16 protein-coding genes are annotated in these 20,285 nt (G+C 65.3%); 3 read left to right on the top strand and 13 right to left on the bottom strand.

Annotation, left to right across the window (positions count from 1 at the left end):
• Nucleotides 1-30 precede the first annotated feature (30 nt).
• Nucleotides 31-1,134, top strand: a complete 1,104-nt coding sequence (locus ACREE8_RS10075; protein WP_431572857.1) for a glycosyltransferase family 4 protein — start codon at nucleotides 31-33, stop codon at nucleotides 1,132-1,134.
• Nucleotides 1,131-2,543 carry an O-antigen ligase family protein gene (locus ACREE8_RS10070; protein ID WP_431572856.1) on the top strand — a complete coding sequence of 471 codons (1,413 nt, stop codon included), beginning with the start codon at nucleotides 1,131-1,133 and terminating at the stop codon, nucleotides 2,541-2,543. Before ACREE8_RS10075 ends, ACREE8_RS10070 begins: the two co-directional genes overlap by 4 nt.
• Here the strand turns inward: ACREE8_RS10070 and ACREE8_RS10065 are convergent.
• The 8 genes from ACREE8_RS10065 to ACREE8_RS10030 form a co-directional block, all read right to left on the bottom strand.
• Nucleotides 2,537-3,580 carry a glycosyltransferase family 2 protein gene (locus ACREE8_RS10065; protein WP_431572855.1) on the bottom strand — a complete coding sequence of 348 codons (1,044 nt, stop codon included), beginning with the start codon at nucleotides 3,578-3,580 and terminating at the stop codon, nucleotides 2,537-2,539. The genes ACREE8_RS10070 and ACREE8_RS10065 overlap by 7 nt on opposite strands.
• A 196-nt stretch (nucleotides 3,581-3,776) precedes the next feature.
• Entirely contained in the window at nucleotides 3,777-4,559 is a 783-nt protein-coding gene (locus tag ACREE8_RS10060; protein WP_431572854.1) for a M48 family metalloprotease, read from the bottom strand.
• A gap of 263 nt (nucleotides 4,560-4,822) precedes the next feature.
• A complete protein-coding gene (locus ACREE8_RS10055; protein ID WP_431572853.1) occupies nucleotides 4,823-6,142 on the bottom strand; it encodes an ATP-binding protein in 1,320 nt (439 codons plus the stop codon).
• A gap of 477 nt (nucleotides 6,143-6,619) precedes the next feature.
• Nucleotides 6,620-7,954, bottom strand: coding sequence for a TolC family outer membrane protein (locus tag ACREE8_RS10050; protein WP_431572852.1), 1,335 nt, complete (start codon nucleotides 7,952-7,954; stop codon nucleotides 6,620-6,622).
• Between the two features lie 553 nt (nucleotides 7,955-8,507).
• A complete protein-coding gene (locus ACREE8_RS10045) occupies nucleotides 8,508-9,836 on the bottom strand; it encodes an HlyD family type I secretion periplasmic adaptor subunit (RefSeq protein ID WP_431572851.1) in 1,329 nt (442 codons plus the stop codon).
• A gap of 24 nt (nucleotides 9,837-9,860) precedes the next feature.
• Nucleotides 9,861-12,038 (bottom strand): type I secretion system permease/ATPase, encoded by a 2,178-nt coding sequence (locus tag ACREE8_RS10040; protein WP_431572850.1) that lies wholly within the window; start codon nucleotides 12,036-12,038, stop codon nucleotides 9,861-9,863.
• A gap of 429 nt (nucleotides 12,039-12,467) precedes the next feature.
• Complete coding sequence (locus ACREE8_RS10035) at nucleotides 12,468-12,794, bottom strand: hypothetical protein (protein WP_431572849.1); 327 nt, start codon at nucleotides 12,792-12,794, stop codon at nucleotides 12,468-12,470.
• Between the two features lie 188 nt (nucleotides 12,795-12,982).
• Nucleotides 12,983-13,582 (bottom strand): ribbon-helix-helix domain-containing protein, encoded by a 600-nt coding sequence (locus tag ACREE8_RS10030; protein ID WP_431572848.1) that lies wholly within the window; start codon nucleotides 13,580-13,582, stop codon nucleotides 12,983-12,985.
• 177 nt (nucleotides 13,583-13,759) lie between these two features.
• Between ACREE8_RS10030 and ACREE8_RS10025 the strand changes: the two genes are divergently transcribed.
• Nucleotides 13,760-14,041, top strand: a complete 282-nt coding sequence (locus ACREE8_RS10025) for a hypothetical protein (RefSeq protein WP_431572847.1) — start codon at nucleotides 13,760-13,762, stop codon at nucleotides 14,039-14,041.
• Between the two features lie 28 nt (nucleotides 14,042-14,069).
• On the opposite strand, the gene ACREE8_RS10020 is transcribed toward ACREE8_RS10025, so the two are convergent.
• The 5 genes from ACREE8_RS10020 to ACREE8_RS10000 form a co-directional block, all read right to left on the bottom strand.
• On the bottom strand, nucleotides 14,070-15,239 hold the full coding sequence (locus ACREE8_RS10020) for a DegT/DnrJ/EryC1/StrS family aminotransferase (protein WP_431572846.1): 1,170 nt from the start codon (nucleotides 15,237-15,239) through the stop codon (nucleotides 14,070-14,072).
• A 167-nt stretch (nucleotides 15,240-15,406) separates the two neighbouring features.
• Nucleotides 15,407-16,339: a ribokinase gene (locus ACREE8_RS10015; RefSeq protein WP_431572845.1), complete on the bottom strand. Its 933-nt coding sequence runs from the start codon at nucleotides 16,337-16,339 to the stop codon at nucleotides 15,407-15,409.
• Complete coding sequence (locus ACREE8_RS10010; RefSeq protein ID WP_431572844.1) at nucleotides 16,336-18,603, bottom strand: MGH1-like glycoside hydrolase domain-containing protein; 2,268 nt, start codon at nucleotides 18,601-18,603, stop codon at nucleotides 16,336-16,338. Before ACREE8_RS10010 ends, ACREE8_RS10015 begins: the two co-directional genes overlap by 4 nt.
• Nucleotides 18,600-19,217, bottom strand: coding sequence for a cysteine hydrolase family protein (locus ACREE8_RS10005; RefSeq protein WP_431572843.1), 618 nt, complete (start codon nucleotides 19,215-19,217; stop codon nucleotides 18,600-18,602). The genes ACREE8_RS10010 and ACREE8_RS10005 overlap by 4 nt, the downstream gene beginning before the upstream one ends.
• Nucleotides 19,214-20,278 carry an ABC transporter ATP-binding protein gene (locus tag ACREE8_RS10000; protein WP_431572842.1) on the bottom strand — a complete coding sequence of 355 codons (1,065 nt, stop codon included), beginning with the start codon at nucleotides 20,276-20,278 and terminating at the stop codon, nucleotides 19,214-19,216. The genes ACREE8_RS10005 and ACREE8_RS10000 overlap by 4 nt, the downstream gene beginning before the upstream one ends.
• Between the last annotated feature and the right edge of the window lie 7 nt (nucleotides 20,279-20,285).

The raw sequence follows: 20,285 nt of genomic DNA, 5'->3' as shown, positions 1-20,285 counted from the left end.
AAGGGGTGGCTGGGCGCATGGGGGTCGGCCTTGTCACCTGAAGCGGCGAATCCGGGGCCTGCTCGCGCCTGGACCGAGGTGACCGATCCCGAGCTGATCGTCGCCAATCTCCATCGCAACTATACCGGCGTGTCGACCACGATCGGGGCCCTGCTTCCACGGCAGGATGTCCGTCACCGGCTCTGGCTGGTGGGACGTTCCCTGCCCGACGGTCCATCAGCCCATTCCCTGGCCGCGGCCCTCGCCATCTCGCGCCGTCCGCCGGCGGGGCGGCCTTTCCGCATCTGGCATGTGCGGCGGAATGTGGAGCTGCAGGTGGCTTGGCTGGCGCGTGACCTGCTCCGCCTGCCGATCCGGATCGTCTTCACCTCGGTTGCGCTCCATGTGCACTCCTTCTGGCCGCGTTTTCTGATCGCCCGGGCGGACGCGGTCATCGCGACCTCGAAGCGTGCGGCGAGTCTGAGACCCAACGTGGCCGGGATCGTGCCCCACGGCGTCGACACCGAATATTTTCGTCCGCCGACAGATCGTGGACAGGAATGGGCCCAGGCCCAATTACCCGGCCGCTATGGCATTGGCATCTTCGGGCGCGTCCGCCGCGGGAAAGGGACCGACCTCTTCGTCGAGGCGATGCTGCGGCTGCTTCCCCACCACCCGGACTTCACCGCCGTCATCGTCGGACCCTGCAAGATCAGGGACCGGCCCTTTCAGGCCAATCTCGTCAAGCGCATTGCGGCGGCCAACCTTTCGGCGCGCATCCGCTTTCTCGGCGAGATCGAATGGGCCGAGGTTGCAGCGTGGTATCGCCGGCTGTCGATCGTCGTGGCCGCGGCACGGTACGAGCCCTTCGGCGTGACGATCCTGGAAGCGATGGCATCGGGCGCCACGGTCGTCGCCACGCGCACTGGCAATTACGAGGCGATGATCGAGGAAGGCCAGAACGGCTTCCTGGCCCAGCCCGGGAATCTCGACGAACTGACCGCGTCGTTGGAAGAGGTGATGACGCAGCCGGAGCGGATGCAATCCATGGGCGTTGCCGGGCGGCAGAGAGCGACCGCGCTGTTCCGGGTCGAGACCGAGGCGGAGGGAATCTCCAAGGTCTATGAGAAGCTCTGGCAGGGTGGCGGCCGATGAACGCCGCGGAGCCGCGCGCCATCAGTTTTCTCCGGTCACTGACGGTGCTCGATGCGAAGGCCATCGAACGCCTGGCGCCGACCTCGCTCACACTCGTTCTGCTCTATGCCGGGTGCCTTGCCGTCGGGAACAGCCCGGGAAATGTGCTGCTGGGGATTCTCGCGATATCGGCCCTGCCGATCGTCGCTCTCCGCCAGGAGCTGCGCAGCAGGCCCATCCTGATCTTCTCCCTTTTCATCATCCTCTATCTGCTGGCGATGGCGGTCCGGGCCGAGCTGGAGGGAATCCCGGGCCGGCATATCCGGGCCATCGATAATTTCGCCTTCGTCGCCTTTGCGCCCTTCGTCGCGGTCCATGTGGCGATTGCCTTGCGCTTCCCCATGATGAGCTTCGAACGACTCTGCCTGCTGGCTGCCGCCATCTTCATCGCGGGCTCATCCGCAAGGCTGTTCTGGAATGCCGATTGGGCGGCCGGTCTGTCGTTGTTCGGGGAGTATGAGTGGGGTGCCGGCGGCGGCAATCGGAACTATCTGTCGATCGAAGCCGGACTGACGCTGCTGGCCAGCGGATCGCTCCTGGTCCTTGCGGTCGCGACCCGGCGCTGGCCGCCACCGGTGCGGCTCGTCGTCGGCGGCCTCCTCGCGCTCGTCTGCGCCCTGGATTTCCTGGCGCTGATCGAAATGAAGAGCCGGACGAACTGGATCGCCGCGACTGTCGCGGGCCTGGTCTGGCTGGTGACGCTCTTCGTCGGGTCGCTTCGCCGCGGCGGCGCGCGACGTTCCGTCTTGTGGGGCGCCGCGGCGGCGGTCGCCGTCCTGGCCGCCGTCGGGCTCGCCGCCTTCTCGAGCCAGATCGCGTCCCGTCTTTCCGACAATGGCGGCGTGACGGCGAATGCCGAATTGCTCGCCGGAATCGTGACCGGCAGGCTCGACCGATCCTCGATCGACTTCCAGGCTTACGATCCCCGGCTCCCCCTCTTCGTCACCGCCCGCGAGCTGATCGCGATGAAGCCGCTGTTCGGATGGGGAACCGATGTGGGGCCGCTGGTGAAGGAACATGTCGGCGTGACAGCGCTGCAGGGAAAGACGCAGTTTCACGACGCCTATCTCGAGTTCCTGGTCGCGGTCGGAATCGTGGGCACGGGCTTGATCGCCGGTCATCTGGCAGCGGTCGCCCTCGCCTGCCGGCGACGGACGGCGCCAGCGCTCGACCCTGACGTCGGCGTCCTGCTGGCAGCCCTTGCCGCCGGCAGCCTGGCCTATGTCGGCATCGTCGCCATCGCGGAAAGCGCCAACCGGATGGAGATCATCACGCAGGGGCTCGTCCTGCTCTTCGCGCTGATGCTCGGTCGCGGAAGCATCGGTCAGGCCATCGAGCGGATCGCCGGCTCCGCCACTCGGCCTCAGTAGCCCTGAACCTTGCGATATTGCTGCGGCAGCTCGCCGAGCACGCCGCGGACGAAGCCGATACCGCGTCCGGCCATGCGGGTTGCGCCGATGACAAGCTGAGCGCCGGCCGTCGGGCTCGCCACCGTCGCCAGCGCCCCTATTGGGAAAAGGACTCCGGCACCGATCAGGGAAGCCGCGCCCCCGATGATCGCGCGGCTCAAGGCCTGACCGAAGCGGCCCGCGCTCCGCCGCTGATAGCTGCGCACCATCCCGGAATGCATGCGACGCAGAAACTGATAGCGCAGCGTCAGGCGTTCCGCCGGAAGGATCTCGGTCACCACCGACGCCGGCTCATAGACCACCTTGGCGCCCTTGCTGCGGATCGCTCGGTCCATGGCGGTATCGGAGCCGCCCGAGCGCGCGAACCGGCTGTCGAAGCGCAGGCCCTGCGCTATCAGCCAGGGAAGATCGGCGCACCAGTTGGCCGTGGTGATGATGGTGCTGTCGGCGTTGCCGCGAGCGAAGCGGAGGCGCCACTGCTGGCGACGGCGCGAGCTCGCGACCAGGCCGCGACAGAGGAAGCGGCGCCAGATACCGATCGGCTCCTGCGGCGGGCCGAACAGGATGGGGCCGCCGGTGAGCTGCGCCCCTTCCCGTCGTGCGGCCCCGACCAAGGCCACCAGCCATCCCGGCTCCGGAAACGAATCATCGTCGATGAAGGCAAGCCATCTCGCTTGCAGGGCGGCCGCGGCGTCGAGGGCGCGGTTTCTCACCGCCGGAATCCCGGGCTGCGGCTCCATGACATAGTCGATCCGAATGCCGCTTGCGGCGGCTGCCTCAGCGACGACGCTCCGGCCGCTCTCGGCCGGATCGTTGTCGACCACGAGAAACATCACCGCGCTTGCCGGCGGCCTTTCGGCAGCAAGACAGACCGCGAGGCAATGGGCCAGCATGCGCGGTCGTTGTCGCGTGGTGATCGCGACCAGGACGAGCTCGGCGGCATGGTCCGCGCCGGCGTCAGTCCCGTAATCGATCGCCTGGATGTCAGCGACTGTCATGTCCGCCGTCCGCTCGGCACGGAACTCCGTGCGTGCAGCCGGTTCGGAGGATCAAGTTCGCCCACCCGCGACCATCCTGGCCTCGTTGTTCGGCGGTCAAGGCCATCGCACCGGCTCCCGTCTGCACCCGTTCGGGGACGAACCTAGGGCAGACCCGCCGGAGCGGCAAATTCAAAAGGCCAGCCCCGAGTGGGCTCTATTCCTGAGGCAGCTTGTTCGGGCTCGCTTCGACTTCGGCGATCGCCTTGTCCCAGGCCGCAACGCGCTCCGGCCCCGCCGGATGGTCGTCGAACATCGAGGCATGGGTTTCCGTGCTCATCTTCGACAGGACGACCCAGACCCTGCCGGCCTTCTGCAGGTCGTAATTCGCGCGAGCCAACAGATAGCAGGAGAGCAGATCCGCCTCGCGCTCCTCTTCCTTCGAGTAGGACAGAGCGCCCACCGATGCGCCCAATCCGACGGAGTTGTTCAGCGCGTCCGGATCCTGATAACCGGTCGCGACCATGGCGCCCCCCATCAAGATGCCGGCAAGAACCGCACCGATCGCGGCGTTCTGCTGCTTCTCCTCGACATGTTGGGCGATCTCGTGACCCATCTCATGGCCGACGACCGCAGCCACCTCGTCCTCGGTGTCGAGATATTCCATGAGGCCGCGATAGATCTCGATCCGACTGCCGTCCGTCTGGGCGTTCACGGTATCGTCGGCGACATAGACCACGTTGAAGGTGCAACGGGGCGCATGCGCGTAGGCGCAGAGGCCGGGCGCCGCAGCTTCGAGCCGGGCCGCGACCCGATTGACGATCTCTCGGTTTTCCGCGGCGGTTCGGTAATGTCTGGGAAGATTTGAAGGTTCGCCGGCCACGGCCAGGCTCGCGCGATTGACGTCGGCGTCGCTGATGGCGGGCAGCCTGAACTGCGCGCCCGCGCAACCGGTCAAGGTGATCAGCAACAGCAGCGCGGCAATCGGAGCCATCTTCATGGCGTCGTCTCCCCCGCGAGAAGCCCCATGACGCAAGGCGGAAATCTACCCAAAGCCGACAGTGCTGTTCTTCAGCCGTTGGTTTCTGTCGGGCTGGAACCGCCCCTGTCGGGCGCGGCTCCTTGCGTCATGCGACACTCACACACAGCGTCAGTTTACTACTTTTGCGGGATATCCCGTCAAGGGCCGCCCTGTCGGAATGGGAAATCCGGAGGAAAGAGCGAGTTAACTGCTACTTATGAGTGTATTATTTTCAGAAATAATCAGGCCGCGAGCGCGGCTGTGCCCCGCCGCAGCAGGATCCGCACGCAAGTTCCGCCGCCGGGACGGCACGAAATCTCGATCTTGCCGCCCTGCAGCTCGACGAAATGCCGGGCGATCGTCAGGCCCAGCCCGAGCCCGCCATGCTCCCGGGTGTCCGATCCGTCCCGCTGCCAGAAGGGCCGGAATGCCGCTTCGATCGCTTCGCCTTCAATCCCCGGCCCCTGGTCCAGGATCGCCAGCTCGATGCCGCCCCGATCGGGCTGGCGGGCTCGAACCTCGATCAAGCCGTCGCGCGGCCCGAACTTCGACGCGTTGCCCATGACATGGATCAAAGCCTGACGCAGCAGCTTGGCATCCCCATAAGCAAGCAAGCCATTGTCGATATCGCTTTCGATCCGCTGGCGCTTCTCGCTGACAACCGGCTCCATGAAGCCGATCACCTCGCGCATGACCCTCGCCAGGGGGAATTCGCGCAGCTCGGCCTCGAAGCCGGTGCCGTCGATGCGTACCGCGGTCAGGACGTCATTGACGATCTCCAGCAGCCTTTCACCCGAGGCCCGGATCAACTGCACATATTCCTTGTTCGCCTCGGGCTCGGACGCCGCCTGCATCAGCAGCAGATCGGAGAAACCGATGACGGCGTTCAACGGGGTGCGGAACTCGTGGCTGATATTGGCCATGAACTGCGATTTGGCGCGCCCGAAGGCCTCCGCCCGATCCAGTGCCGCCATATATTCGCCGTTGCGCCGCTCGAGCTGTGCCGCCAGCTCCGACAGCTTCGCATTGGTCGCGCGCAATTCGCTTTCATGCGTGCGCAAGGATTCCTGGGAGCGGCGTGACCGGTCGGTCTCGAGGATGATCGCGGCGAACAAAGGCATCGTGATCGCGATCGCGATCACCTGGTGCAACCCGCCCGCCATCATGAGTTCCAGCGCCCGCGGCCCGCTTTCGGTCAGGAAGGCCGCCAAGGGGCCGACGGACCCGACGAGGGCGCCCAGGATCAAGAGGCGCAACGGGCCCGGCTGCCCATCTTCGCGGCGCAGCAACGCGATCAAGGCGGTCGCCACGAGATAGGACAGGGTGATGGAAGCGAGGCCGGCCATCATCACCGGACCGCCAACCGCGGCCCGCGTCACCAGAGCCACGGCGGCGGTCAGCAGGCCGGCCAAGGGGCCGCCAAAGAGCACGCTGAGCGCGATCATGGCCGCCCGAACGTCGACATGAAGCCCGGGATAGGGCTCCGTCGGCTGAAGCATCGAGAGCATCGCCATGACGGCAAAGGTCCCGCCCCAGATCGCCGAGCGGCGGACGATCGACATGGCATCGACGATAGATCGCTGCCATCCGATCCATAGGCAGAAGAGGCCCATGATCGAGGCATGCAAAACGACGTCATAGAGACCTGAAAGTACGCCGTTCATTGGCCCGCGAACGCCCTTCCCCAGCGCTCCTATTCCGGCGCCGAAATCCATCTTGCGGCGCGGGCTGTGAGGGACCGGGCGGCGAACGGACGGCGTCTCCTCGATCATTCCGCCTATTCGCTTCCAAACCCCTAAAATCCAACAGGGTTAATCGTTTGGAGCAGGGCTGAAGGCCTCCCCCTAGACCGTCCGGGGAAAGACGAGCGCCGGAACCGGCATCAAAAGGAGCCCAAAAAGGAAAATCCCCCGGATCGGGGGATCCGGGGGATCAGTGTATGCCGGCCGCTGGCGTGAGTGGGGGTACCGGGCCGGTTCCTGGCCTGGGCCCGCCTGCTTGAACGCAGGCGGGCCCGTTGGCGCAGACGATTCGACGTCTCAGTTGTAGGTCGGGACGATCGAGGTTTCCGGCTTCGTGACATTGAGGCCCTTGGTCAGAACGCCCATCGTGGCGAGAAGGCGATAGCTGGCCACCATCTCGGCGTAGGTCGCGGTCACCAAGGCGTCACGGTTGAGGAACAGCTCGTTGTCGGCGTCCAACAGATCGAGCAGGCCGCGCTGGCCGATGTCGAACTGCTGACGATAGATGTCACGGGTATTCCGCGACGCCTCGACGCTGCGCTGCAGGATTTCGACGTTCGAGCGGGCGGTCTGGATGGCATTCCAGGCCACCTTCGCGTCCTCGGCGACCTGCCGCTCATTCGTCAGCAGCTGATCGGTCGCTTCGGTCAGGCGGTGCTTGAACTCGTGGACACGAGCGGTATCCGCACCACCGCGATAGAGGTTCCAGCGAGCCACCAGAAGTGCCGAGGCATCCTGGTCGCTGCGGGTCGTGCCGCCAGCGTTGGTGTTGTTGTTGGCGGAAACTTCGAGGCGCACATCCGGCCAGTAGGAGGCCTGCTGCTGCTCGACGTCATGAGCGGCGACTTCCACGTCGGAACGAGAGAAGCCGATGGTCGGGCTGTTGGCGATCGATTGCGCCACCGCATCTTCCAGGCTCTGCGGCAGCATGTCGGCCGGCACCGTCGGCACCGTCAGCGAATCGGGTGCCTGGCCAACTGTCTTCATGAACGCGTATTCGGCATCCGCGAGATCCCCACGAATCTGCGTCAGAGCCGCTTCCGACGAAGCAAGGCGGGCTTCCGCCTGGCGAACGTCGGCGATGTTGCCGCCGCCCGACTGAGCGCGGAGCTGCACGTCGGAGAGAGTGCTGCGATGGATCGCAACGTTATCCTCGGCGATCGCGAGACGCTCGCGGTTGCGCAGGACCTCGATGTAAGAGCGGGCCGCATCCAGCGAAACGTCTTCCGAGGTCTCGCTGACACGATTGGCCGCCGACTGCACGCGCGACTGCTGACGGGCGACTTCGCTGTCGGCGAAGAAGCCGTCGAAAATCAGCTGACTGACAGTGACCGACGCGTCGGCACGCGTCCGGAGAGCGCTGCCGCCGTCACTGTTGTTCGTCGTGTTGTTCTTCGACCATTCCGGGCCGCCGTCCAAACGGACATCGACCTGCGGATAGTAAAGAGCTTCGCCCTGGCGCAGCTCCTGATCGACCGCTTTGCGATCGTTCGACACGACACCGACGCGCGGGTTCGTCGAAACCGCGAGCGCCGCCGCTTCTTCAAGCGTGATCGCTCTGGCGTTGTCGGACATGGCAAACATTGCCGTCGCCGCAACGGCAGCGAGAAGAATAGACTTGCGATGCTTCATTGGATTCAGGCCCCCACACCTGGTCATATGGTCGGGGACTCACCGGTTGAACCCGGCGCACCAGCCCCCATGATCTACGGCTCTCGTCGCGGAAAGCGAAGCGAGCCCCCTCCCCGCCGGTCAAGGCGGGACTGCCCGATAACTAGCATTACCTATTTACAAATGCACGCCCTTTTACGGCCACAGCGACGCAAGAAATTGCTGCATGTCCTTTAGAATGACCAAAAATAGACTTTTCCGACAGGTCTCTGTCACGTCGATGTGCCTCCCTTGCAACAGCGCTCAGAATAAGGCGCCGAAATATTCTTTCCTATCGCGCGGGCGGTCCTATCGCGCGGGCGGTCGCCCGGACCGAGAGCGGCCCGATATAAAGGGCGCCCGAAGCCAGTCGCGGCAGATCTAGGGACTAGGAAATTATACCAAAATCAGGGGGCGACGGCCGGTTCGCTGCAGTGCAGCAACGGCCTGCCAGGGAGCGGGATGGCATAGCCGGAGCTTCACCCGGCCGGGGCCGGCAGAGCCGTGACGGCCCTGCCCTGTCGCCCCTCTTGGCTTAGCGTTCGCGCAACGCCGTGTCGCGGGCGCGCATGACGGGCGCCAGCAGATATTCCAGCACCGTCTTATGGCCGGTGAGGATGTCCACCGAGGCCGTCATGCCGGGAATGATCGGCAGAGGCTTTTCCGTGGAGCCGAGGAAGTTCTTATCGGTACGCAGCCGGATGCGGAAGAAATGCTCACCTTTCTCGTTCTGGATCGTGTCGGCGCTGATCTCCTCCACCACGGCATCGAGGCCGCCATAGGTCGAGAAATCATAGGCCGTCACCTTGACGACCGCCGCCTGCTTCGGGCGGATGAAGGCGATGTCGGACGGGCGGATCTGCGCCTCGACCAGCAGCGTATCCTCGATCGGCACCACCTCGACCAGGTTCTGGCCCGGCTGGATGACGCCCCCGATGGTCCGGATCTTGATCTCCTTGATGGTGCCATGGACCGGAGAACGCACCTCGGTACGGGTCACGCGATCCTGGTTGGCCCCCATCTCCTCGGTGGTGGCGGACAGTTCCAGCTTGGCCTTGGTCATGTCCTGCGAAGCATCGGTCTTGAAAGTCACAAGGCGCTCGTTCAGACGCTTGCGCGCCTCTTCGACCGCGGCCTCGGCGCGGGGCCGGGCGAGATCGGCGGCATTGATGTCGGATTTGAGGTCGTTCACCTGGCGCTCGAGCCGCAGCAGATCGACCTTGGAGACGACGCCCTGATCCGCGAGCGGCCGGGTGATGTCGAGCTCCTTCTGCGCCAGCCCGAAGGAGCCGCGCAGATTGTCGGCCTTGCCGCGCAGCTCGGCCAGTTCCTGCTGCCGCTGGGACAGCTGGTCCTGGAGAATCGCAAGCTGCGACTGGAGCTGCTGCTGGCGGATGTTGAAGAGCGCCAGCTCGGCGCGAGCCACTTCGGGCGCGCCCTGCAGCAGGTCGTCGGGAAACTTGACCGCTTCGGGATCGGTGACGCCCGCGATCTCGGCATCGAGGCGGGCGACCGTCGACAGCCCGCTGAAATAGCGCTGCTTGAGCTCGCGCAGGCGCGATTCCGCGGCCGTGTTGTCGATGCGCATCAGCACCTGGCCCTTCTCGACGATCTGACCTTCGCTGGTCAGAACTTCGGCCAGGATGCCGCCTTCGAGGTTCTGGATCACCTGCGTCTGGCCGGACGGGACGACGCGCCCCTCGCCGCGGGTCACTTCGTCGAGCACCGCCTGGTCGGCCCAGATCAGGAACGAGATGACGATGACGAAGACCAAGCCCAGGAGGATGTGGGCGAAGCGTCGCGTGACGCGGCGATCGAGCTCGGACGGATCGATCCAATCGTCATAATGCTGCAGGGAGGTCATGTCGGTCGGTATCCCCTAAAAATCTCAGCCTTCAGCGGCCTTGACGCGGCCCTTCATGAGCGCGTCGAGCACGCCCGCCTTCGGGCCATCCGCCACGACCTTGCCGCCGTCGATCACGATCAGACGATCGACCAGTGAAAGCATGGAGTTGCGATGTGTGACCAGCAGCAGGGTCTTGCCGGGCAGGATCTGTGCCAGGCGATTCTTGAACGTCGTCTCGGTGCTGTTGTCCATATGGCTGGTCGGCTCGTCGAAGACCAGCACGGTCGGGTTCATCAGCAGCGACCGGGCGATGGCGATTGCCTGGCGCTGACCGCCCGACAGATAGCGGCCGTTCTCGCCGACCTGCATGTCATAGCCATGCGGATGGCTGCGCACGAACTCGTCGACGCCGGCGACCGTCGCCGCCCGCAGCACCGAGGCCTCGTCCACATAAGGCGCGCCGATGCCGATATTGTCCTTCACCGAGCCGAAGAAGAGATGGGCGTCCTGCAGCACGCAACCGATATTGCGGCGCAGGTCGGCCGGATCGAGCTGGCGGATGTCGGTGCCGTCGACCAGCACCGCGCCCTCCTCCGGCTCGAACAGATTGACCACCAGGCGCTCGATCGTGGTCTTGCCCGACCCGATGCGCCCGACGATCGCCACGCGCTCGCCCGGCTGGATCTTGAAGGAGATCGAATCCAGCGCCTTGCCCTGCTGGCCCGGATAGCGGAACGAGACATCACGGAACTCGACCGCGCCTTCGACATGCGGCCGGCGCAGGAAGTCCTTGCCCAGCGGTCGCTCGACCGGAAGGGTCATCAGCTTGTTGAGGCCCTTGAGCGAGCTCCAGGACTGATTGAGCCGCACCATCATGCCGGCGATCTGGCCGAGCGGGGCCATGGCGCGGCCGACCAGCATCGAGGTCGCCACCATGGCGCCCATGGTCATCTCGCCCTCGGCGGTGCGATAGACACCCCAGATGATCGTGGCGAGCGTGGTGAACTGCAGCGACAGCGAGACGAAATTGACCGAGATCGACGACCAGAAGCGCGACTTGGTCGAGGTGGTCGCGAGCGCATCGACGAAGCCGTCCCAGTCGCGCTGGCGATGGCCTTCGGCCGACGCCACCTTGATCGTGTCGAGGCCGGAGATGGTTTCGACCAGGACCGCGTGTTTCTGGGCGCCCTGGCGGTAGGCCTTCTCCGAGGCTTTGCGCATCGGAATCTGCACGATCATGCTGACGGCGATCACGACCGGGATCATGACCAGCGGCACGATGGCGATCGGGCCCGCGATCAGCGAGATCACGAAGATGAACAGGAACAGGAACGGCAGGTCGACGATGGCGGCAAGCGACGCCGAGGTGAAGAAGTCGCGCAGCGGCTCGAAGCCCTGGATGTAGTTGGCGAAGGCGCCCGAGGATTGCGGCGCCGAGTCCATCCGGATGCCGAGTACCTGGCCGAAGATGCGCGCCGAGATCTTCCGGTCCAGCGCCTTGCCGGTGCGCTCGAGGAAGTAGCCGCGCAAGGTGCGCATGATGAAGTCGAAGCAGTAGGCGGCGGAGACGCCGATCGCCAGCACCCAAAGGGTGTCGAAGGCGCGGTTCGGAACGACGCGGTTATAGACCGACATCACGAAGACCGGCGAGATCACGGCGAAGATGTTCAGCAGCAGCGAGGCGATGATCACCTCGACATAGATGGTCGAGAAGCTGCGGACCGAACCCCAGAACCAGTTGCCGTGATGCTCGATCGAAATGTCGCCGGAACGGGCGTCCATCCGGATCTTCGGGCGCGCAATGATGCAGCTCCCGCTGTAGAGATCTTCGAGCGTGGCGATCGAGACGCGCTTGCTGCCGTCGATATTGTCGGTGGTCACGATCTCGGCGAACTCGCCGTCGCGACGCAGCAGCACGCAAGCCTGGCGGTCCTTCAGCAGCAGGACGCAGGGCAATGCCAGGTCGGGAATCGAGGGCAGCGTGCGCTTGGAGACGTTGGCCGCGAGGCCGATGCGCTCGGCGGCCTTCAGGAACAGGGGCGGCGTCAGTCCTCCGGCGGCAACAGGAAGGCCTGCCGCCAGGGCCGCGGGGGACCGCGGCGCGCCATAGAGGCGCGAGAGAATCACCAGGGTCTGAAGGAGAGGATCGTCGCGTTCTACCGGGCCCGAATACTCGACAGGCACGGCCGCTTCTGGGGCCTTCTGAACCGCCGAATCCATCTGATCTGTCCTTGTATTACCAGTCGCCCCAATCTGACGGTCGCGTCTTAGATTATCGTTAATTGTGACCGCTCTGTGGCCGAGGAGAGGGCAGCCTTATATCGGAGTTGCCGTCTGCGCGGAAGAGTGATCGCTCATTTTTTCGGAATTCGGCAATCGGGTTAAGGCATTACGGCAAAACCATGGCGCGCTCGCATGCCTCTTTTCTGCGTCCATGAACGCCGCGTCAGCGATCACGAGACAAGATTACTGTCTTGTCATTGCTCGAGGTCATCACGAAGAAGCCGGTTGCGTCGCGCCTGAGCCCCCAAACGCGACGTCGCCACCCATAGAACAATCGCGACCGCGGTTCCGTTCCCTCACCGCGGCGGCGTCAGCACTGATAGAAGCAAAACAACCGACGCTCCCGATGGAGGGAGCCGATCGAGATCAGGCGATGTGCGGCGCGATCGTGATCTCGACTTCGGGCGAGTAGTACAACCGCATCCCGCCCTCGAAGGCATAGAAAGAGAGGCCGTTCACATCGGTGCCGTCAGCCGTGAAATGGCTGTCCGCAACGCCGCTCTCGGAGATCTGGAGATCGGTGACGATATTGAGATGCAGATGGCCCTGAGGATTCATCACCACGATCTCGCCGTTCGAATCCGGCAAGAGATCATTCAGCGACAGCGTGATGTGGTCGGCGTCGGCATTCGCCACCGGCGCCTGGGGCGCCGCGTTGAATTTCAGTTCGCCACCGTCATCGACGATACTCATAGCCTCGGCTCCTCAGCCCCTTCGCCATGCCCGGTCCGCAAAACCTTACGGGATGGTTAGGGTTTATACGCCATTAAATCCTAGAGTCAGCCGCACCCGATTTCAACAGAATTTAGCGCAAATTTGTCGCATCTGGCAGGCCTGACACGGACTTAGCAGCCTCCGGCGGGGCCCCTCATGCAGAAACCCTAGCCTGGGCCGCGGTCGACCAGGAGCAGGAACGACGACCCACCGACGGGGTCGATCACGCCGGGGCAGATATTGGCCCTGGCCGTCACGACGCGCCCCGGGCGCAGGTAAACGATCCGCCCCTGATAGACATGGTGTGCCCCATTCTCGAATTCCTGCAATATTTTATCCAATGGAATCTGAGACTTAATCTGAATGTAATGACCGATCATCCGGCCGATGAGCGCCGCCGCCTCGACGCCCAGCCATTGCACGGCGGCCTGGTTGGCACGCTGGATCGACTGGTTATGCGACACCATCAAGGCCGGACTCGGACAAGCATCGACGATCAGCCCCAGCGGCACGCCCTGGTTGGTGAGGCTGCGTTCCTCGAGCTCGCCTTCAACGCGATTAAGTTGCTCTAAGGTTCTGGAAAGACAATAGGATCTGATTGCGGCGGTGAGGTTTATCTCCTCCGTCGCACCGCGGGCCACATGGCCGATGAGCTGGTTCAGCCGCAAACCCTGCTGCTGCGAAAGATCCTCGAGCCGCTCCCACCAGATCGGCTCCAGCTTGACGGAATAGCGCCGCCCTTCGAATTGAACGATTCGATGTCGCATAGTTCCCCACCCACAGCCCACATCATAGTGTGCGGTGCGGCTTCTGTCAGGTAGAAAGAGACAGGGACGGAATCAAAGGGGAATTGGTGCCCTCAGACGAGCGAGGTCCAGGGTTCGCTAAATGTTAACGACACGACCCTGCTAATATGCGCGCCGGGCAGAAGGAGATCGCCGCTCATGAAAGACGCCGACAAAGGTCATTCCATCGTCAAGCTGGCGGGGCTCACCCCCGATGCCGAGACGCAGTCGGGGCGCGTGGACTTCACCCGCTCCGACATGGAGATGATCCGTGTCTATGAAGACCTCATGGACATCCTGATGGCGAAGCGGATCATCCTGCTGACCGATTTCCCGCAGGCCGCCCAGGAGAAGATCGTGAAGCGCAAGAAGCTGCGCTCCTCGCTGGCGCCGATCACGGGCATGTTCGCCGTGGACGAGGAAGGCGTCGGCCTGATCTGACGGGGGCCGGACTGACGAAAAGATCGGGCTAGCGATAGCCCGACGCGGTCCGCCCGACGTCGGAACCTGCAACGGCGCGTTGCAGAGACGCCACGATGTGATCCTGCGTCGCCGCATCGAGATAGGCATGCATCGGCAGGCTTAGAACCTCGCCAGCCAGCTTCTCGCTCCGCGTCAATCCATTCCCCGCGATCGGCAATCCCGCATAAGCCGGCTGATGATGCAGCGGTCGCGGATAATGAATGGCCGTGGGAATGCCGTCTGCCTTCAGCGCTGCCGCCACGCGATCGCGGTCGGCGAGGCGGATGGTGTATTGGGCCCAGACCGACAGCGCGCCCGGCCGCAGCTTGGGCAGATTCGCATGCGCGGCCAGCGCGCGGTCGTAACGCGCGGCGATCTCCTGCCGGGCCGCGATCTCCGGCTCGAACAGTTCCAGCTTCGCCAGCAGCACCGCCGCCTGGATGCTGTCGAGGCGGCCATTCAGCCCCACGCGCTGATGATCGTAGCGATCGGCCCCCTGCCCGTGCTCGCGCAGGCTTCGCATCACCGCGGCCAGCGCGTCGTCATCGGTGAACAGGGCCCCGCCATCGCCATAGCAGCCGAGAGGCTTCGACGGAAAGAAGCTGGTCGCGGTCACATGACCGAAGCGGCCCACGCGCTTTCCGTTCAAGGCGGCGCCGAAGCTCTGAGCCGCGTCGGCGATGAGAAAGAGCCCCTGCTCGGCGGCGATCGTCTCGAGCCGCTCATAGTCCGCCGGCTGTCCGAACAGATCCACCGCGATGATGCCGGCGGGCCGCAAGCCGGCGCTCCGGGCAGCAGCGATCGCCGGGGCAATGCTCAGCGGATCGAGATTGAAATCCTCTTCCCGGATGTCGGCGAAGACCGGGGTCGCTCCCACCAGCGAAACCGCTTCAGCAGCCGCGACGAAGGTGAAAGCCGGCACGATGACCGCGTCGCCGGGGCCGATGTCGCGCGCGCGCAACGCCATCTGCAGCCCGTCCGTGCCGTTCGCGCAGGTTATGCAGTGCCGAACGCCCGCAAACGTTGCGAGCTGGCGTTCGAGTTCGCCCACCTCGGGCCCCATGATGAAGGCGCCATGCGCCAGGACACGCTCGATGCGCTCCTCGACCCGGCGGCCGAGCCGCGCGCGCTGCGCCTGGAGATCGATGAATGGAATGGGGCGAAGGGACTGGGTCACGGATACCGGGGAAATTTTCGACTCGCTTCAGCGGGCCCGCCGCCGCGATCGAATGTTGCAACAAGACTCGATGATAGCTTGGCCCATGGTCACGGGGTGACAACAAAACGCAAATCCAACCGAAACAAATATCGCAGCCGCCCCCTGCCCGCGGGCCCGCATCGCCCTTATGTCACCGGCACCGGAATGGCGCGAGCCGGAGCGACCTCCGCGAGCCGCGCAAGGATCGTTGCGTGCGCAGGCAAACTCGGCTGTGCGCCGGCCACGGTACAAGCGAGGCCGGCGGCAGTGCTGGCCCAGCGCAAGGCCTCCGGCAACCGGGCCGCCGAATCGAGGGCCGCCGCAAAGGCACCCACAAAGGCATCGCCGGCGGCGGTCGTATCCAGCACACGGACCGGCAAGGCATCGATCTGCCAGGCTTCGCCCTTCATGAAAGCCACAGCGCCTTTGGCGCCGAGCGTAACCAGGGTCGGGGTTCCGCTGTTCGCCAAACGGGCACCGGCTTGATAGGGATCCTGGGGGGCCCGGCCACCTGCGGCGGCGGCAGTGAGCACCTCGAGCTCATTGACGATGAGCCAATCGATCAGGGGCAATACCGAGGCCGGAAGAGATCGCGCCGGCGCGACATTGAGGAGCGTCGACAAGCCGGCCTTTCGCGCGCGCTTCAACAGGGCCCAATTCTCGGTTTCCGGCACTTCCATCTGCAGGAGCAGCAACCCTGGCGGCCGCAACCACCCGTCCCGCACCTGTTCCGACCGGGCCCGGAGGTTGGCGCCGGAGGCAACCGTGATCTGATTCTGCCCCTGGCGGTCGACGCCGATGAAGGCAGCCCCCGTCGGTGCGTCGACGCGCGCGACGCCATCGATATCGACCCCGGCCGCCGCCAGGTCCTGCAACGCCACCGTGGCGAAGGCATCCTGACCGACGGCGCCCACCATCCGCACCTCGGCACCCGCCCGCCGCGCCGCGAGCGCCTGATTGGCGCCTTTTCCGCCTGCGACGATGCGATAGCTTTCGCCGAGCACGGTCTCGCCGGCGACCGGCAATTGCGCGACCGGGACCACCAGATCGACGTTGAGCGACCCGAAAACCAGGATCACGCGAAGCTGACCTCCAGGCGATGGGGCATCTTTGCCGGCAAAAGAACGATCCGCCGGCCGGCCGGCGTGATGCGGCGTCCTTCGATCATGGCCGCGCCGATGTCGCGGCCACGGATCTCGATCCAGAATCCCTCGCTCGAAAGGGGCGGCACGGTCAGCGCGATGCGCTCGGCCTCGATCTCGATCGCAGCCATGCGCCCGCGCAAGTTGGTGGCGAGGATGGGCGCGCCGTTCAAGGAAAGCGTCAGGACGCCCTCTTCTCCCGACAATGTCGCAAGACCTGCCGGTGTCCGGAACGGCCCATGGCGGAGGGGCGCGCCTTCATGCGTGATCTCCCAGCCATGCCAGGGATTGAAATCGGCGATCTCGGCGGCGGCGAGCCACGGCATCAAGGCGCCCCAGCCATAGAAGGAATCCGTATCGGGCTGATCCATCGCGGCACCCGTGACGGCATTGAAGTTTTCCGGACAGCGGCGATGACGGCGCCATTCGCCCTGGAACAGGCGCCAGCCATTGTCGGCCAGCTCCCTCGCCTCCCGATCGAAGCCATAACGGCGCAAGCCGTGCCAGACCAGGAAGTTCAAGGGCGGCCAGATGCGTCCGCGCCAATAGACATTGTCGTCGAAGGCGGGATCGTCGCGGGTGACGGAAGGCAACAGCCAGGTGCCGCCGAATTTCTTCACGTCCTGCAGCGTCGCCACCATCGCCGCCGCCTGTTCGGGCCGCGCCGCGCCGGCGATCATCGGATAGAAGCTGGTGGGGGCCAGGCTCTTCACGAACCGGCCCGACCAGAGCCGGTTGGCAAAGACACCCCGGCTCGCATCCCAGAGCCGGTCGGCGATGCGATCGCGCAAGTCGGCGGCCCGCAGGTCGAGCGCGTCTGCCTCGGCGGTCTCGCCGAGCTCGCGCGCGATCTTCGCCAGCATCTCGCCATCCAGCGCCAGCAGGCTGTTCAGCCCGACATCGGCGCAATCGAGCGTGCCGGTTTCCGGCACCAGCCGCGCCTCGTCATGGACCGGAGAATTGTCCATGCTCGATTCATCCTTAGCCGCGAGCTTGGTGCCACGATAGAGCCCGCCGCCGACGGCCGAGGTGCCGTACTCGACCATCCCGTCGCCATTGCCGTCGCGCAGACGCCACCACCATTCGTGATTGGCGAGCAGGCGCCGATAGGCGAGCGTCAGCAGACCGCGATCGCGCAGCCGGAGATAGATCATCCAGACGATGAAGGCGCCGATCGGCGGCTGCGAACGATCGACCCAGGCATCGTTGCCGGTCAGAAGACAGGGAAGATTCCCGGCCGGCTGCGAGCCCGCCAGCACCGCCTCGAGATTTTCCCGCGCCACCTCGCCGTCGAAGGCGCCCGCCATCAGCGCGTGATAGAGGATGTCGTCGAGCCAGACGCCGAAGCCGCCGAACTTCTGCGCCACCCAGTTGCGGCTGAGGCTGGTATAGGGCCGCCGGTTGATGGGATCCCACACTGTGTTCCAGCCCACCACGTCGCGCACCGCATCGAAGGCGCCGGCGAAGCGGCCCTGGGCCACCGGTTCAGGAGAAGCGGACTGCGGCGGGCCGGCCACCGCCTCGCCCAGATCGCGTGCGAGCTGCGCGGGATCGCCGCCCACGCCGACCGCGAAGCGGCATTGCGGCATCTCTTCGAGATTGAACCGCATCACGGCGAAACGACCGCCCGTGCCTTGCGAGGCCAGGTAGAAATAACCGTGGCGCTGCATCTCGTCCGCCAGCGTCGCGAAGCCATCGCCGGCTTCCGGACCGGCCGGATCATGGAAGGTGGTCATCAAGGGCAGGCGCTCGGCCAGCATCATCGCCTGCGCCGCGCCGCGCTCCGCCACCAGATGGCCGCTCTCCGGCAGATAGCGCCAGGGTACCGCGCCCAGTTCTCCCGGCGGCTCCCAGCGCAGGCAGAGCAATACCCAAAACCGCAGGCCCCATTCGCCGAGCTTGAGCGTGCGCCAGCGGCCCCGCAGCAGATGATCGGCCGGCTTGTCGATCGAAAGCTCGATCTCCGTGCCGGCATGGCGCAGGGTCAGCGTCATCCGGCTGCCGTCGATATGCCGCGGCCCCAGCGTGACGCCGGCGCCGGGGGGAAAACGCGTGAAGCTGTTGCGGCTGCCGGCATAGGCCGCCACGCCAATCTTCACGCCCGTGGAGAGATGGCAGAACTCCGCTGGATAGACGCTGTCCCAGCTGTTCCAATCGCGCGCAGGCGAGACCGATTTCTCGGGGACGAGCTTTGCCGTCATGCCTTGCCCTCCGCGGGCGACCAGGCCGCCATGATCTCGGCCACCGAGGCGAGCTCGATCTGCTTGTCGAAACGCGGATAGACATGATCGAGCGTCGCTTCATGCGCCTTGTCGACCGTGCTGCCGACCGCATCGGTGGCGATGACCACGCGGTAACCGCGATCGACCGCATCGAGCGCGGTGAGCAGGACGCAGACATCGGTCTCGACCCCGCTGAAGATCAAGGTGTCCGCCCCGCGCCGACGCAGCCGGCCGGGAAAATCGCCGTCGGCGAAGGCGGAATAGGTGAATTTGTCCGCGACCTCGCCCGGCGGAACGAAGCCCAGGAATTCCGGAACGAGATCGAGCAAGGCCGGATCCATATTGTCCTGCAGCACGCTCGGCCAATGATCGTAGAAATAGCTCCAGCTGCCGGGCGCGTCCTCCTTGCGCCGCGGCGTGATGAAGCGCGTGAAGACCGCGGCGGAGGGCCGGTGGCGCAGCAACCTCAGGATGGGCGCCACCAGCGTCTGCGTGTTGCGCGAGCCCCAGGCTGCCCCTTCGAGGAACAGGCGCTGCATGTCGATCACCACATGCACGGCCGAGGGACTCAACGGTCGCGTCAATTCGCTCATGCCGCGACCACCACGCTATGAACCGGCAGCCAGCCGACATTGACCGCGGTGCCGACCGGCAGCGGATGGGCCGCCCGGTTCTGCTCGAACACCGTCACGACATGCGTGCCGACCTCGATCTTGTAGGTCAGGTTCGTTCCGGCATAGACCGTGCGCTGCACCTTGCCCCGGAAGCGGTTGAGATCGGCGCCCGGCGTCGCCAGCCCTTCGACCCAGACCTGGATCTTCTCCGGCCGCACCGCGACGCTGACGGGCGTGCCCGGCGCCGGCAACGCATCGGTGGTCCGCAGAGTCCCCAGCCCGCCGATCTCGATGCCGCGGCTGTCCGACACCGCGCCCTGAAACAGGTTGGCGTCGCCCAGGAAGCCCGCCGCGAACGCCGACCGGGGCCGCTCATAGACCTCGCCCGGTGTTCCGATCTGCACGATCTTGCCGTCATTGAAGATGGCGATCCGATCGGACAGCGTCAGCGCCTCCTCCTGGTCGTGGGTGACGAAGACCGTGGTGATGCCGACCTCGCGCTGGATCAGCCGCAGCTCGATCTGCATCTCCTGCCGCAACCGCTTGTCGAGCGCCCCCAAGGGCTCGTCCAGCAGCAGCACGCGCGGGCGCGTAACAAGAGCACGCGCCAGCGCCACGCGCTGCTGCTGCCCGCCCGACAACTGACGTGGCTTGCGGCCTTCGAAACCCGACAGCCGGACCAGCTCCAGCATCGCAGCCACTTCCTTGCGCATCGTCTCCTTCGGCCGGCCACGGACCGAAAGTCCGAAGGCGATGTTCTCGAACACGGTCAGGTGCGGGAACAGCGCGTAATTCTGGAACACCATCCCGATGTCGCGCTTGTGGGGTGGACGGTCGCCGACCGGCTGATTGTCGATCCGGATCTCGCCGGCATCGAGATCGGCAAAACCGGCGATCGCCCGAAGCAGGGTCGTCTTGCCGCTGCCCGACGGGCCGATCAGGCCGAAGAACTCGCCGTCGCCGAAGCGCACCGACACCTCGTCGAGAGCGGCAACCTTGCCATAGCGCTTGATCGCGCCGATGACATCCACGGTGCTCATGGACGGC

The sequence above is a fragment of the Hypericibacter sp. genome (genome assembly GCF_050729195.1).
Lineage (GTDB): Bacteria > Pseudomonadota > Alphaproteobacteria > Dongiales > Dongiaceae > Hypericibacter.
This window is presented reverse-complemented; position numbering and strand designations above follow the sequence as displayed.